The following is a 16,300-nucleotide window of genomic DNA, read 5'->3' as shown; positions in this document are numbered from 1 at the left end:
AATGCGCGACAAGGCGCAATGAATATTGATGCATTCTCATCACTAAGAACAGCTGTTTAGAGCAATTGAACTAATTATATAGAGACACCAAAAAAAACGTATGGATGAAATGCAATGACAGATATTAGTGAAATAAGGCAAGAACACTATTCAGATGTGTGGCAACGATTTATGCCGGGCGTAGCATGGGGCACAGTCTCTCTTTTCTTTGCAATTGTTCTAGGTTACGCGGTTACTATTTATTTTTCGCTTGCTGGTCATATTCCCTATTTTCTTTCAGCCTTGATATGCGGCTACCTTGCCTATGCCAGCTTTACGGTGATGCATGACGCCGGACATGGCGGTATTGTAAAAATGGGTTCACCGTTGAAACCGCTGGAAGACGTACTTGGCTGGATATCCTCACTTCCTCTGCTGATTGTTCCCTATCGTTTTTTTCAGAAAATTCATGACCGTCATCATGCCTTTACCAATGACCCGGAGCGGGACCCTGATCATTTCACTCTGGGTGAACAGTGGTATATGGTGCTGCTTAATTGCATGTGGATACCCTTTCGTTACCACTTGATGTCTGTCACGTCTTTACGTCATTTAAAGACTTTTTCAAGCACTTATGTCAGCACGCTTGTCTATCTGGCGATAACCATTTCTTCTGTTACTTACATGATCAATGCTGGCTACAGCGATGAGTTTTTAGCTTTTGTGTTTTTTCCCGGTATTATCGCTGTGATCGTGTTGCCTTTGTTTTTTGATTACATTCCGCATCACCCTCACAAATCTCAGGACAGATACCAAAACACAAGGATCTTTCCGGGGCAGCTTTGGAACATTTTATTACTGGGACAAAGCTACCACCTTATTCATCACCTCTATCCGCGGTTACCTTGGTACAAATACCAAGGTGTCTATCAGAAAATCTTGCCTTATTTGGATTCGAAAGGCGCTCCAATTGAAGACATTTTCAGTGGCGAACGACCACGATTTTTGAAGTCTCCCTTGGCTAGCGGACTCAAAGATAAAGGCGATGCTGTCAATATGTTGCTCTCGGTAGCGTCTATCCGTTCATTGACAGGTGATTCGGTTGAGGTGAGCTTAGCTTTGCCTGAAGGGGAACGCCTTAATTATCGTGCTGGGCAATATATTACGGTGAGTAAGTGGCTTAACAATGAACACCAGACACGTTGTTATTCACTGAGTTCAGCACCTGAAAATGGCGAGCTGCAAATTGGCGTGAAGAAGGTCGAACAAGGGCTTTTTTCTGGTTTTTTAAACGACGATCTCGACGTGGGTGATGAGCTGATTGTCCGTGGTCCTTTCGGTGATTTTTCTTATCCTGCCCAACATAGTAAGCCCGTCGATCATCTTGTTCTCGTGGCCGCAGGGAGTGGTATCACGCCTGTTCTGGCAATCATGGAATCGGCGCTGATTAGCAAAAACGCCACGGTGCATTTGATTTACGCTTGCAGAGACGCCAACAACATCATGTTCGCCGACAAAATCAGTGAACTAATGACGGTGTATTCAAATTGCCTGAAGGTCGACTTTGTCTTTTCTTCGGGCGCCTGCCTATCAGAGGGCGTAAGTTGGAAAAGCATAATTGGACGGCTTGATAAAGCCATGCTTCGTGATCTTCTGCCATCAATCAAAGCGGCGGATTCTGCTGCTCAAACTGATTTTTATATCTGTGGCCCTGAGGGTCTTAAGAATTCGGTAACAGAGTTTCTCTCTGAGAATAATATCGACGACCAACGGGTACACGTTGAAGCCTTTGTTGCACTGGCCGCTGCACCAAAGGGTAAGCAGCATGAAATAAATATTTTGTTGTCTGATGGCAGCGATTACGTCATTAACGTGGCTTCAAACCAAACAATCCTGCAGGTCGCAGCAGCCAATGGTATTACCTTGCCTCACGCATGTGGCAACGGCACATGCGGCACCTGTAAATTCAGGGTAACCAAAGGCGCTGTGAAACCCATTGATAAATCTGTGCCTGGTATTACAGCCAGTGAACAAGAGGCGGGCTACACCTTAGCGTGCCAATGTCACCCAGAGAGTGAACTTCAGATAAAGGAATGGAGTCGTTAATACCCAGCATGAAAAGAGGCCACCTTACGGTGGCCTTTTATCGACTTCTCAGCGAGGGTTTAGAAGAAACCTAGAGGATTCACGTTGTGGCTAATGAGCACATTTTTGGTGTTCTGGTAGTTGGACAGTGCCATTTTGTGAGTCTCTCGACCAATACCTGAACGTTTGTATCCGCCGAATGCCGCATGTGCGGGGTACGCGTGGTAGCAATTTACCCATATCCGCCCAGCCTGCACCGCACGTGACATACGATGGATTCGATTCGTATCTCTTGTCCACACGCCTGCGCCTAAGCCATAGATACTGTCATTGGCAATGTCGATAGCTTGAGCCTCGTTTGAGAAAGGCACAATGCCTGTGACTGGGCCGAAAATTTCTTCCTGAAATACTCGCATATCGTTGGTACCGCTCAATATCGTCGGCTGGATATAGAAACCCGAGGACAAGGTGTCTGTCACATTGGCTTTGCTGCCTCCCGTCAGAACTTTTGCGCCTTCCCGTTCACCAATACTGATGTAGTTCATGATTTTATCATGTTGCTCAAGCGACACCTGAGCACCGATTTGGGTTTCGGTATCGAGTGGATTACCCTGCTTTATGGTTTCAGCGCGAGAGACTACGCGGTCGAGGAATTTGTCATAAATCGACTCATGCACCAATACTCGTGATGGACAGGTGCACACTTCTCCTTGATTGAAAAACGCCAACAGCATGCCCTCAATGCATTTATCGGCGTATTCATTCTCGTAATCGAATATGTCACCAAAGTAGATGTTGGGAGACTTACCACCAAGCTCAACCGTTGATGGGATCATATTCTCTGCCGCACAACGCATAATGTGTTGGCCGATTTCGGTGGAACCAGTAAAAGCAACTTTCGCAATGCGTTTGCTCGATGCCAGCGCCTGTCCTGCATCCTCGCCCAACCCATTGACAACGTTAACTACGCCTTTAGGGATGACGTCGCCAATAAGCTCAAACATTTTTAGAATAGACACGGGCGTTTGCTCTGCGGGTTTCAACACCACGCAGCATCCGGCCGCTAATGCGGGAGCAAGCTTCCACGCAGCCATTAGCAACGGGAAGTTCCATGGAATGATTTGCCCCACAACACCAATAGGTTCGTGCATGTGGTAACTCCATGTGTCTGCGTCTAGCGCAGCAGTTGCTCCCTCTTGTGAGCGGATTGCACCCGCGAAATAGCGGAAGTGATCAACCACTAGAGGAATGTCGGCGTTAATGGTTTCACGAATAGGCTTTCCGTTGTCCCATGTCTCAGCCAGTGCCAGCATTTCGCTATTTTGCTCGACAATATCTGCGATTTTAAGGAGCAGGTTGGAACGCTCAGTCACGCTGGTAAAAGACCATGTTTCGAACGCGCGGTAAGCAGCATCGAGGGCAAGATTGATGTCTTGCTCCGTTGACTGGGGTATTTCACAGATGACCGAGCCATCTACCGGGGTAATATTGTCAAAATATTTACCTGCTAAGGGTGCACGCCATTCACCGTCGATATAGTTCTCGTACCTTTTGTTGAACTGAACGACTGCACCACTTTCATTGGGTTTGGCATAAATCATTTTCATCTCCTTGTTTCGCACAACGAGGACTGAATCCGATTATCCTTCAACTGCTTTGACCGATTTCGTTAGGAACACGGTGTCAATTTCCTCATTGGGAAAATATAACGTCAATTGCATAACAAAGTTAGTTACGCACACAGTTTTGAATTAGTTCTTTCTGATTTAACGTAATGCGTCGTAAGAATTTATAGATCAGGCTATTACTGGCTGTGGGCCAGTAATAATGAGCTTTAGAACTGGGAGTCGTAAGAGCCACCAGTTCCGCATTGCGCTATTTGGCTCGAACAAAAACAAAGAAGGTGATAACTACTCTCACAGTGAGGATGCACGACTTAGAAAGAAGTCGCTCCAAAAAATAGATGTGGGAAGCTATTACAGAGGCGTAAATCACTGGGGCTGTTTGTTAGTCGAAATATAAGACAGGGATTAGTAACACTGGAGTGATTGAGATCATTAAAACGAAAAATGGCCGCCAGGGATAAGAGCGGCCATTTCTCTTTGCTCAGAACGTGTCAGTTACTGATATTGGAACCAGACATCATTGACAGCTTGTTGCTCTTTACCGTTCATTGTGAAGCCGGCACCAACCTGTCTGTGCTGGTTACCATTTTCATCAGCATTCAAGCCTGCTTCTTGATAACCAAGGTTGATTTCAGTGATACCCAAATCAGCCAGTGATTGGTTCTGGCCATTAACGACCATAGTCAGACCTGCACGTTGCTCCAGCACGGCGAGTTCTTCAGCGTTGAGTTTGCCATCAGCAACCGCTTGTTGACCAAGGTGTTTAATCGCCAATGCTTTGAGCGCGTCGAAACCATTTTTCAGACCATCAGCTCTGCCATCACCGTCGATGTCGGCATTGTTACCAAACAGCTCTTTACCGTCAGTACCCACACGACCATCGCCGTTTGCGTCAAACGCCAGAACACCATCACCTTTGCCTGCCCAAGCTGTGTTATCAACTTTTCCGTCGCCGTTGATATCAAACGCTTTACCGCCTTTGGTGGTATCGACTTTACCGTTGCCGTTAAGGTCAAACGTAAGCGGAGAGGCAACTTTGTTGTGACCGCCCGGCGGCTTCCAGCAGCCTTTGGAGTGGCCGGATTTACAACACACCACGTGATAACATTTTCTTTCTTCAATCCAAATACATTTGTGGTCAGCCCACTGTCCTTTGGTGATTTCGAAACTGCCATCTTTATTTTTCTTGTAGCCACCGTGCTGGCAAAGCCATCCGCCCTCATATCCGCCTATGATTTCGCGTTCGTTAATCCTACCGTTACCTGGTCCCCATACTGCATCTTTTAATGCTGGGTGGCTATTCCAATATTCATGTCCTGGACCAGGCCTCGCAGTCGCTACTGCAGGGGCTGGCACGGGGACAGGGATAGCAGTTGCTATTCCAGGGCCATAATTACCAACTCGGTTACCGAAACCAAAATTAGGTCCCATGCCGAAGTTATTACCAAAGTTCAGATTGTTTGCCATTCCAAAGTTCGTTAATGGCGCATATTGAAGCCCCTGCCCCGGTAAAAATGGCGCTGGAGAGAATCCGAAGGGAGAAGGCATGAAGCGATTAAACTGAGAAAGCTGAAGTGGGCTGCTATTTTGAAGCATTCCGAGCATCGCCATCTGTTGTTGCAACTGACGCTGCGCAAGAAAAAAGCCCATTGGGTGATATGACGCCGAAGTTGGTTCTGCGATGGGCATTGCCGCTACTTGCGGTGCAATCATTACTTGCGGTGTGTTCACTCCGGGTATAATTGGGGTACCTGGCCCAATAGGTAAAATCTGCATCATTGTCATTGTGACTCTCCTCGGAACTCTCTGGCTCTAGGTTCAATTTTTAATTTGAATTTCCCCAAATTGATAATTGACCGCTGAATAACAACAGAGTGTGTTATGACTGGATTTATTCTCATCTACTCTGCAATGTCTAGTATCACTAACTTGGTGAGATATATACGCAACTAGTTCCCTATTATTTTTTTAGCATATAAATCATATGCATATTGGCGATTTTTATTTAAGTGATATCTAATGTTATGTACATAAACTAAGAGTTTAAGTTCTGAGTCGATATGAATTTGGTGAGAGCAATATAAGAAGTGGGTATTCGTTGGTAGCTTTGATAATGACTTTATTTTTCTTTGACCATGGCGATGCTACGCCATATTTTTTTAATACAGGGGATTTTCTCGCTAAGTGCCGACGTAAAGAGACGTATCATTCTCTATCTAAGGCAAAGTCTCTTTTAAGTCGAGATATCGTACTCCTACTCACGCCAAGTAAACGCCCTATCTCCGCCGCTGTTTTACCTGCTTTAAGTAATGAAATCGCCTCAAGCTTCATCTCTTCGTCAAGCTTAGATGGCCGTCCAACAGCCACACCGACTGCTCTGGCGGTGTAGGATATATCGGAAGTTTGTTTCAACTCTGCTACGGCTAATTCGAAATCTATTACCCCTTGTAGTATCGATTTCAACGTTATGGCGTTACCCGGTGTCGTGTCACACCACGGCTCCTCAATCGATAGAAAATAGGCACCTTTAATTTCTATTTTGTTTAAAAGGCTGAGTAAGTCAGACTTAGTTTCGGCGACCGCCAAAAGAGAGGTAGCGACCACCGTATCTCCTTTTCTTATATGGACCAGAAATTCACTAAATTCCTGATCAGCCGTTAAATTCTGATGATTATGCGCCTTCCATATTTTGTCACAGCCGAGGCTTTCAAGCTTCGCCACCTGCAGCTCTGTCTGGTACCACTTTGAGGCAACTCGGGCATAACCAATCTTCAAAATTGTCTGTCCTTTTAAAAATATTTTGCTCGTTTTCTAAACGATTAAATTAGCACATGTATTCAACAAAACTGTAGCTATCGTAGCATCAGAATTGAGGAGTTGGCACATTTAATTCTCTCGTTTCATCTTGACAGCACACAATCAGAACCTATTCTGTATACAAATTATGCACGCATTTATGCACGTTAATGTGTGCTGATTTATCGGCACTGTTCAGGCTAAGAATAGTGAAAACTTTCGCCTTGGCGCAGGCGCAATGAGGATTTAGAAATCATGAAGGACGATTTTACGCTCAAGAATCAGGACCCCTCACTGTATAACGAAGATCTGGCCCCTATCCCTGAGAGCAAGCGACAATGGGGATGGTTTGAAATTTTTAATGTGTGGGCTAACGACGTTCAGAGTCTGTTTGGATACACACTCGCTGCATCTCTCTTTTTATCATACGGTCTTAATGGGTGGGTAGTGTTCGCCGGCATATTGATTGCGGGTTTGTTTGTAAACTGGCTTTGCAACTTAATCGGCGAGCCCAGTGTTAAATATGGTATTCCTTTTCCCGTGATGGCTCGAGCCAGTATGGGTGTTAGGGGAGCCAACTTCCCCGCTATCATCCGCGCTATTGTCGCAATATTTTGGTACGGCGCTCAGACTTACTTCGCCTCCACTGCTGTTTCTCTCCTGATCAGTTCATTGGCTGGTGGGAATGGTGACCCGGCATTTCTTGGCATGAGTGCAATTGATTGGGTTTCATTCCTTATTGTTTGGGCCTTCCAAATCTGGTTGTTCTGGAATGGTATCGATTGGATTACCAAGTTCCTTAACTTCGCAGGGCCATTCGTATATGCCGTCATGATCATTTTGGCCATCGTTATCTGGATGAAAGCAGGTAGCGGATTAATGTCAGAAATGGGCACAATTTTCTCTGGAACCGGAGACTATAAAGGCAGCAGCTTTGGCGGCTTTATGGCGGTGATTGGGACCATGATTGCTTACTTTGCGGCGGTTGTAATTAATTACGGCGACTTTTCCCGCTTCGTCAAATCTCAGGATGAAATGAAGAAGGGTAACTTTATTGGCCTTCCACTTAACATTGCTTTCTTCTCTTTGATTGCATTGATCGTGACCGCAGGCACAGTAGCGATTTGGGGAGAAGCGTTAACCAGCCCGACAGAAATCATCGAAAAAGTTGATTCACTGCCTCTGACCATACTCGCTGCGTTACTTTTCTTTGCCGCCACTGTAGGTATCAATTTAGTCGCAAACTTTATTCCCCCTGCCTATGATTTGGCTAACCTGATGCCGAGTAAGATCAACTTCCGTGTCGGTGGCATCATTACCTCTGGTTTCGCCTTGGTCATCGGTGGCCTGTGGGTATCAACCATAAGCCAGATAGGCATCTTCAACTTTGTAAATACCCTCGGAGCTATTCTTGCGCCTTTCTACGGCATCATGATTGCTGACTATTATATGATTCGGAAAGGTCACCTTGATGTTGAAAACCTGTTTTCAGCGGATGAAAAAGGTGAGTACTTCTACGATAACGGTTGGAACCGCAAAGCGATGATCGCCTTTGTGTTACCTGCCATCTTCTCAGTAATGACCGTTTGGGTGCCTGCACTTGACCTGACAGAGGGATACGCATGGGTCATCGGTGCTGCGCTTGGCGCATTGGTGTACTACGTAATTGCAAAAAAAGAACCTGCAAAAACCATGGCATAGAACCGATAACCAGTTGCTCTACGTTGGTAGTTCATGTTGGGGGGCGCACTCCCCCCTTTTTTATCAGTGCACGTTAGCGCTACTCTTAATTCTATTGACTGAAAATGCAAAAAAAGCCCCGTTTATCGGGGCTTTCTGGTAATCAAAAGTGGCATTGATTCGCTTCAACGGCACGTTATTGGTTAGTTGACGCCTTGTTGATAAAATTGCACTTCACTACCCATTATGTCGATTCTTCTCGATTTGTCATCCGACGGCATAGAGAGCAAGCCATTTACATCATTGTATTTGTCATTGCTTGAGGAGATCAGAAACTGAGGTTGATATTATGCGCAAAGAATTGCTTCACCTGCGATGCTTTTCTTGTGTCTAGCTGCGCGAGCGAGACTTCCAAGCGATCCTTGCTATTGTCTATATTTAGCACTTCGTCAGTACTTTTCATCAACACCTGATCTTTATTTGGTGAAGCAAAAATCGTTTGATAGAAATTGCGGGTATTGTTGTTCGACGACCTTAGATGTGTTCTTTGAAGCTGAAAGTCTGAAGCTGAATACCCATCCGCACTTAAACAATAGTCAGCACTGCATCCAGAGGTTGTAATAGATGCGGTGAATGGGTTCAGGGTCGGTAAAACGACTGAGGTACCATTTTTATCGACAGGCGCATAGATTTTAGCGCTCCAGTTTCCAGAGTTTGTATCAGTCGTTGCCTCAATATCAAACGACCATTTATCAATATCCGAACTACCGTCAACAACGCTGTAGGTTTGTCCTGATTCGTAGATGGGCTGCCAGGTGTAGATTTCGTTATCTATTTCTACATCAATTTTGCTTCCGCTATTTAACGTTAAGCCAGTAGCGGTGAAGCCAAATTTTAATAGATTCTGATCCGTTGGCACCCCACTTTTGCTGCCGTTGCCCTGAGCTGAATTGTAAACATAACTAGAATCCATAACCACATAACGGCTCAAATCTCTTGTTTCTCCGCCGCTATAAGCATCAAATAAAGTCACTAGCACATTGTTTGACGATGGAAGTTCTGAGTTGACTGGGATACCAGCTCCTACTGTTTTTCCGTTGGTAGAGTTGTCGATATAACTACTCTGGTAATAGCGTGTATTTGCGTCTACCTGATCAACTTTTACCGCAGCATTTGGGTTTACGGCAACTTGTGGTGACTGCTCACCTTTGTAGCAAGAATATGTCGAAGAGTGCTGGCGAACATTCAATGTCATGTTTGAAAGTAAGTCTTTCGCTACAGTGAACATGTAAACATCTTGTGTGCCCTGAATAGAGCCATCAATTTCTTCTAAGGAGACATAGCCACCATTGGGAACATCGGCACTATTAATGACGAAACGGCCATTGGCATCCGCTTGATTTCTCTTTGTAATCACACCGTTCTTGTCATGGAACAAAATATTAAAATTAGCAGTGGCCTTATAAGCCGCAATAACTTTTGTGCCAGTAGCGTCAAACTTATCCTGAGCAATAATCGAACAACCATTGCCAACCGAGCTTCTTTCCACCGAGTTCAGGCTCAATATTTGCCAAGTATATTTCGGAGTCGAAGGTGTACTATTGCCACCGCCTCCACTGCTGCTTCCGCCGCCACAACCAACCAGTAGCCCGGAGATCATTGCCGCTAGCGGCAACATTTGTATCTTTTTCATTTTATTTTGTCCTGTATGCGGCAACAGCGCGCCAAAATTAAGTCTCGGCGGATGATATCGCAAAAAGCGCGCCAAGCATTGCGTGGCCTACAGGTTTATCCAACAGAAATGTGGCTGGGTGAGATAAGCGTCATGTTATCAAAACAAAGTGCATGTTTTTTGAAGGTCGCTGATTGAGCCTTGTCATTTGATTGGCTGTCTGTAGCCGTCAACTACGAGGGATTTGCGAGGTCATTATTTCAACATTCTGGCGTATCATAATTGCCGAGTATTGGATCACTCAAAAAGGTCATCTTCACGAAATCGCCCAGTGTTGAGCCGATAAAAAAGTGATTACTTTAACGATAACGCTCGAAATCGCATCAATATACTAACTGCATACTCACGACACTGTTTGGATAACCAATTAAGAAGCACTCTTTACGTTTAAAATGATGAAAATTCATAGTTTTGCACTCATACAAGTGACCGTTTCACTCAGCAATAAGACGTATGTTACCCGTTGCTAACTTGTAGACTCCTTAACCCATCCTCGGCATTCAAACCATTTAGGAGTTTTATCATGAAGATGCTTTCCTCACTACTCTCACTGTTTGTACTCCTTTTCGTGTCTTTTAATACAGCTGCACATTGCCAGATACCTTGCGGTATATACGACGACCATGCCAAGGTAAAAGAGATGTTACAGGATGCGAAAACAGTGAAAAAAAGCAACAGGCCTCATCGCTGAGCTCTCGGCAAAAACTGACCCACAATCAAAAAACCAGTTGGTCAGGTGGGTAATGAATAAAGAAAGTCATGCACAGAATGTTATCGAAACCATCAGTGATTACTTCCTGACACAGCGTGTAAAAGCTTCTGCAAAAGACTACAACGAGCGATTAGTTAAACACCATGCAGTAATCGTTTCAGCAATGAAAGCGAAGCAAAACGCAGATGGAAAATACGCTGATGAACTTACCGCGGCGATTGAGGCAATCAGCGGCTTTTATCCTGAACATAAACATTAAAACTCCCACAAGAGGCGGTCTGTCATTGATTGCCTTTTTATTATTTTCTCTTTGTGTTTTTTTACACAAACCCTCTAGTATACTCTTATTTTTAAAGCTATATATTTAGACATATTTAAACTCGCCTTAATTAACACTTAACAAATATTTTAATTGTAACTCATATACTTACGCTTATTTAATATTCTCTTTTTTGAATCGTCGATAAATACGTTGATTGTGCATACTGGCTATAAATAACTACACAGCGTCACTTTGCTAGAGGCCAATATTATGTCGGATAATGTCGATAAAAAAGGAATACATCAGCTGTATAATGAAGATCCCGTTTCAGCTGACAAATTAGTGTTTGGAAGGGAGAGTTACCCGAATCGAAGGGGCTTTTTAAAAGGTGCCGGCCTCGCGACGATGGCGGCGGTTTTGGGCGGTGCAATCCCTTTTCATCGCAACATGCCTGCTGGAATGGTGCCTGTTGCGTTTGCTGACGGGCTCGATGACATCGTGATTTCAGGTAAAGATGGCTTGACGATCCTTAATGACCGTCCACTTAATGCCGAAACACCTCCCCATTTGTTAGATGACGCTATCACGCCCACAGATAGGCATTTTATTCGTAACAACGGCATACCTCCTTCAAATGTTAGTCCTGAGAATTGGACGCTAACAATAGATGGATTCGTCGATAAACCACTGTCTCTTACTATTGAGGACTTAAAATCTCAGTTTGAGGTGGTCGAGCAAGCACTGGTTATTGAATGTGGCGGGAATGGTCGTGCGTTCTTTGAACCCAAAGCTAAAGGCAATCAATGGACATACGGGGCTGTTGGTTGCGCTAACTGGAAAGGAGTGAGGCTTGCCGATGTCTTAAAGGCAGCAGGGGTAAAAAAAGAAGCCATATACACTGCTCACTTTAGTGCAGATAAACACTTGTCTGGAAAAGAAGGAAAACTGCCAATATCTCGGGGAATGCCTATCGAAAAAGCATTGGGGCCAGAGAATGTCATTGCGTTTGAAATGAATGGCGAAGTACTTCACCCAATGAATGGAGCCCCATTACGATTGGTTGTTCCCGGATGGCCCGGATCATGCTCTCAAAAATGGCTGACTCAAATCACATTGCGTGACCAAGTGCATGACGGCCCTAAGATGACGGGTACCGCCTATCGGGTTCCTAACAGACCTGTATCACCGGGCGAAAAAGTCGATAAAAAATCGTTCGATATCATAGAGACAATGCCCGTAAAGTCACTCATCACCTACCCTGCAACAAACACCAAATTAAAAGGAGCGTCTACCCAAGTACGAGGCCATGCATGGTCTGGAGACAGGACGATTACCAAGGTTGAAATCTCTATTGATTTTGGGGCTACTTGGGTGGATGCGTCGTTGAAAGAAGCAGTAAACCCTGCGGCGTGGCAAAATTTTAGTGCTGATATTTCCTTCCCTCAGTCGGGCTACTACGAAGTGTGGGCAAAAGCGACAGATGACCAAGGTATCAGTCAGCCGTTTGCTATTGCATGGAATCCCAAAGGGTACCTCAATAATACTCTGCATCGGATAGCGTTGAATGTAGAGGTTTAACCAATGGAATTGAAAAACGTTAGATACTCCCTTATTCATTTATGTCTATTGTTTGGTTCTTGGGCAGGTTATGCGCAGGCGCTCAACCCTGAAATGGTTAAAGCAGGTAAGTTACATGGTGCCGTTTGTATGGGATGCCATTCCGTTACCCCAGACAGCAAAGTAGGTATCGGCCCGCCGCTGTGGAATTTACCCTTACGGAAGGTTGCTGGCTTCGACGATTATGACTACTCAACCGGGCTCTCAGAATACGACATGAAATGGACACCGGAAACGCTTGATTCCTTTCTCACGTCTCCGAGCACGTTCTCTCCAGGAACAAAAATGGTCTATCCCGGGGTGGCTGACGAGGGCCACAGACTGGCAATTATTTCATGGTTAGCGACATTGTCAGATAAACCCACTGACTGGGCCATTGATTCCGTTGACGTCAAATCTTTAGGTTCTGGTCAGAAAATCATTGAATCTGGTGCTGGAATGGCACTGGTTGTTGCCAAATGTAGCGGTTGTCATTCGCTTCATCTTGTTAAACAGCAGGGCTTATCAAGAGAAAGCTGGCTTGAGACCTTAGAATGGATGATTGACGAGCAAGGCATGGATGCGCTGAATGACACTGAGGAAAAACAAATCCTCGACTACCTCTCCACACACTACGGCTTAGAAACGAGTTAGTGACTGAATAATGGCGTACTCAATTGGAGGAAACACGTGTTTCCTCCTTTTACTTTCTTCAAATCCACCTCTGTTTGTTCTCTTCTTCATTATTCGAAAGCAAATACTATGAGTATCAATAAGTTAGAAAAAAATCACAATAATATGAAATTTTTCTGAACAAGATCTTTCTACTTCAAGAGCTCAAAGAAGGGATTCTGCAAATGACGTTACATGTTCTTGTTCTGGAAGACGACGATGATATTGCATCATTGCTAACGATGCATTTAAAAGTGATGGGACATTCCGTATCTCGGGTTTCCTCAATGTTTGAGGGACACAAAGCCCTCGAGACTCAACAGGTCGATGCGATTATATTAGACCGGGGGTTGAATGATGGTGACGGTGCAAGGTTTTGTGCAGAGATTCGCCAGAATAAAAACGGACTTCCTGTGATGATGTTGACAGCACGTGATAGCGAGCATGACATTATTGATGGTCTAGAATCAGGCGCTGATGATTACCTTACTAAGCCTTTCAGTGTTGTTCAATTTCAAGCTCGAATGCGCGCGCTGCTTCGCCGGATGACTTACGATACATGGCAAAGCAATGAACCCAAAGATGGCAGTTCCGAGAAGAATTCATCCGAGTCTGATGTACTTGTGTTTGATGATTTGGTGATCAATCCAATTACTTTCTCTGTTTGCCGAGGTGAAGTCAGTATCTCGCTGACAGCGACTGAGTTTTCACTTCTGCATTTAATGGCAAGAAATCCTGAACATGTCTTTTCGAAAGATGCCCTGTTGGACAAAGTGTGGCAGACCCAGTTTGAAGGTTACCATCACGCTGTATGCTGCACAGTAAACCGCTTACGCTCAAAGCTCGAAGTGACGCCGGATAAACCCAAGTTCATCCAAACGGTTTGGGGTGTCGGCTATAAATTCAGCGCTTGAGATGTTTGCAGAAGGCAGGGTTTTAACAGCAGATGATTAATTTCCGCGGTACTTTGGTTATTTCAACGCTGATCTGGTTCGTTATCTCTCTGACGGGTCTGACATTTATCGTTTATCACCTTTGGCAAAACAGTGAATTCAAAAGTCAGCAAATGCTTCATAAAGAGTTGGCTGTTCATATGCGTGATGATCATCCGATATTTGAAGGCGCTGATTATAACAAGGAATCCTTATCTGAGATTTTTCATACCCAGATGCTACTCGGCCCCGATTTCGAATTTTATGTACTCGATAATGAAGGAAACGTCAGCTCATCTGCTGGGGGTAAAAGTCCAATCGTCGAAAATCAGGTAGATCTAACGCCGATAAATGCCTTTCTAAATGGCGAAGAATTACCAATACTGGGTGACGATCCAAGGAATCCATCCAGCAAGCGCGTTTTCTCAGCAGCATTTGTCGAAAATGAATATATGGAGGGGTATCTATATGTTGTTATCGGACGAAAACACGCTGCGGCCAAATCAGATCTAGAGAATTACCTGCCCTTTGGCTATCTTGGTTTTGTGGTTATTTTGCTGATATTTGCCTACGCGTATATCGTGTTTCAACTTGTCGTCGTGAAGTTAATTAAACCTTTGCAAAAGATGATTTCTGAGGTTGAACGTGCAGCAGGAAGCGGCTTTCGTGTCACTCCCCCTTTTTCTATTTCCACGCCTGAATTACAGCCTTTTGCCGATAAGTACAAAGACATGGTGTCTTTGATACAACAACAGTTCATTGAGATTAAAGTTCAGGAAGCCAAGCGTGCGAAACACATGCGTCAGATGCGTCATGATCTAAAAACGCCACTTTCCAATGTGCTTGGCTATTTGGAAACCTGGCGAATTAGTCATGGTGAAGACGACTCGTTGATTGAGACGGCATACAAAAACGCGCGTACGCTTGATGAACGAGTTAATCAACAAATGGTAGTGGAAAAGCGTCCACAATCAGACGTTGAATTATCAATGACGACCATCGATGTGAGTTGGATGATGGACGAAGTTATCGATCGTTTTCGCATGGCGTTGTCAAAAAAATCGGTTCAGTTAATTTCTTCTATCGACAAAAATACGCATGTTACTGGTGACCCGCAGTTACTTAGCCGCGTATTCGATAACCTGATGGAGAACGCGGTCAGACACTGCCCAGACAGCAGCACCATTTTGCTATCTGCAATACGTAAAAAAGGCGTCATCGAATTTACTGTGAAGAATATCATTTCAGCCGATCCAAAGGGCGGTACGCACGGTATTGGCATTCAAATTATTCAAGCTATTCTGAGCTTGCATCAAAGCTTGTTAGACAATGAAATCTCGTCAGAGTGGTATATCGCAAGATTCACGTTGGCAGAAAAAGTGGTGGCACAGAAAAGAATTCAATAACAAAGTGGATGCCCGAAATATCAGTACGCCCACTTTGTTGAGTAACGGCTTAGCCGTGAGTAAAGATTGCCTTCCTCTTTTCCAAGAAAGCCCTCATTCCCTCTGATTGATCCTTAGTCGCAAACAATCCATGAAATACCCGTCGCTCGTAGAGTAAGCCGTCATTGATCGGTAAGTTGTCAGCCTGTTTGACACACTCTTTTGCAAGTTGAACCGCAGGTTTGCTGAAAGCAGCGATATCATTTGCGACTGTAATGGCTTCTTCCAACACATTATCATCAACAACGCGTGAGGCTAAACCATACAGATATGCCTCATCGGCAGTGATCATGGCGCCCGTGAGCACCATGTCCATCGCTTTTGCTTTGCCGACCATTTTCGTCAGTCGCTGCGTGCCTCCGATTGCGGGGATCACACCCAGTTTTATTTCTGGTTGACCAAACTTCGCAGAACTGTCTACGAAGATGAGGTCACACATCATGGCCAGTTCACAGCCACCGCCCAGCGCAAGGCCATTGACTGCGGCAATGATCGGCGTTCGAGTTCTTGCGAAGCTATCCCAAATCGAAAAATAGTCTTCTTTGACCATATCGGCGTAGGTCATTTGATTCATCTCTGCGATGTCCGCGCCACAGCAAAAAAACTTACCATTACCCGTTAACACGATACAGCCAACAGAATCATCACTATCAAGAACTTTCACAGTATCAATAAGTGCTTGGCTCAAAGCGCGGTTTAGCGCGTTGTTCTTCTCTGGTCTGTTTAGCGCGATGATGGCTACCCGCCCTTTCCTTTCTAATAAAATATCCATATATCTCTCCCG

Annotated in this window: 13 protein-coding genes; 8 read left to right on the top strand and 5 right to left on the bottom strand. The window is 44.7% G+C overall.

The features are described from left to right. Positions 1–114: 114 nt before the first annotated feature. Positions 115–2,085, top strand: coding sequence for a fatty acid desaturase (locus CS022_RS03000; RefSeq protein WP_129121032.1), 1,971 nt, complete (start codon positions 115–117; stop codon positions 2,083–2,085). A gap of 59 nt (positions 2,086–2,144) precedes the next feature. On the opposite strand, the gene CS022_RS02995 is transcribed toward CS022_RS03000, so the two are convergent. From CS022_RS02995 to CS022_RS02985, 3 genes are all read right to left on the bottom strand, one after another. After that, positions 2,145–3,665, bottom strand: a complete 1,521-nt coding sequence (locus CS022_RS02995; protein ID WP_129121031.1) for an aldehyde dehydrogenase family protein — start codon at positions 3,663–3,665, stop codon at positions 2,145–2,147. Between the two features lie 519 nt (positions 3,666–4,184). Further along, positions 4,185–5,474 carry a VCBS repeat-containing protein gene (locus CS022_RS02990; RefSeq protein WP_129121030.1) on the bottom strand — a complete coding sequence of 430 codons (1,290 nt, stop codon included), beginning with the start codon at positions 5,472–5,474 and terminating at the stop codon, positions 4,185–4,187. Positions 5,475–5,894: 420 nt separating this feature from the next. After that, positions 5,895–6,464, bottom strand: a complete 570-nt coding sequence (locus CS022_RS02985) for a recombinase family protein (protein ID WP_129121029.1) — start codon at positions 6,462–6,464, stop codon at positions 5,895–5,897. 276 nt (positions 6,465–6,740) lie between these two features. On the opposite strand from CS022_RS02985, the gene CS022_RS02980 reads away from it, so the two are divergent. Further along, positions 6,741–8,186 carry an NCS1 family nucleobase:cation symporter-1 gene (locus CS022_RS02980; RefSeq protein ID WP_129121028.1) on the top strand — a complete coding sequence of 482 codons (1,446 nt, stop codon included), beginning with the start codon at positions 6,741–6,743 and terminating at the stop codon, positions 8,184–8,186. 307 nt (positions 8,187–8,493) lie between these two features. Here the strand turns inward: CS022_RS02980 and CS022_RS02975 are convergent, their stop codons facing one another. After that, on the bottom strand, positions 8,494–9,858 hold the full coding sequence (locus CS022_RS02975; RefSeq protein ID WP_129121027.1) for a flagellar sheath protein A: 1,365 nt from the start codon (positions 9,856–9,858) through the stop codon (positions 8,494–8,496). Between the two features lie 562 nt (positions 9,859–10,420). On the opposite strand from CS022_RS02975, the gene CS022_RS25215 reads away from it, so the two are divergent. The 6 genes from CS022_RS25215 (at position 10,421) to CS022_RS02950 (ending at position 15,477) form a co-directional block, all read left to right on the top strand. Continuing rightward, positions 10,421–10,588 carry a superoxide dismutase [Ni] gene (locus CS022_RS25215; protein ID WP_201746192.1) on the top strand — a complete coding sequence of 56 codons (168 nt, stop codon included), beginning with the start codon at positions 10,421–10,423 and terminating at the stop codon, positions 10,586–10,588. 37 nt (positions 10,589–10,625) lie between these two features. Then, entirely contained in the window at positions 10,626–10,868 is a 243-nt protein-coding gene (locus CS022_RS25210) for a superoxide dismutase [Ni] (RefSeq protein ID WP_235869212.1), read from the top strand. Between the two features lie 273 nt (positions 10,869–11,141). After that, complete coding sequence (locus CS022_RS02965; RefSeq protein ID WP_129121026.1) at positions 11,142–12,449, top strand: molybdopterin-dependent oxidoreductase; 1,308 nt, start codon at positions 11,142–11,144, stop codon at positions 12,447–12,449. Between the two features lie 3 nt (positions 12,450–12,452). Further along, positions 12,453–13,121, top strand: a complete 669-nt coding sequence (locus CS022_RS02960; protein ID WP_129121025.1) for a c-type cytochrome — start codon at positions 12,453–12,455, stop codon at positions 13,119–13,121. A gap of 203 nt (positions 13,122–13,324) precedes the next feature. Beyond that, on the top strand, positions 13,325–14,053 hold the full coding sequence (locus tag CS022_RS02955; protein ID WP_129121024.1) for a response regulator transcription factor: 729 nt from the start codon (positions 13,325–13,327) through the stop codon (positions 14,051–14,053). Positions 14,054–14,085: 32 nt separating this feature from the next. Beyond that, a complete protein-coding gene (locus CS022_RS02950; RefSeq protein ID WP_129121023.1) occupies positions 14,086–15,477 on the top strand; it encodes a sensor histidine kinase in 1,392 nt (463 codons plus the stop codon). A gap of 49 nt (positions 15,478–15,526) precedes the next feature. Here CS022_RS02950 and CS022_RS02945 read toward each other — a convergent pair whose 3' ends face one another. Further along, positions 15,527–16,288: an enoyl-CoA hydratase-related protein gene (locus CS022_RS02945; RefSeq protein WP_129121022.1), complete on the bottom strand. Its 762-nt coding sequence runs from the start codon at positions 16,286–16,288 to the stop codon at positions 15,527–15,529. Between the last annotated feature and the right edge of the window lie 12 nt (positions 16,289–16,300).

It is taken from the genome of Veronia nyctiphanis (assembly GCF_004116385.1).
Taxonomy (GTDB): Bacteria; Pseudomonadota; Gammaproteobacteria; order Enterobacterales; family Vibrionaceae; genus Veronia; species Veronia nyctiphanis.
This window is presented reverse-complemented; position numbering and strand designations above follow the sequence as displayed.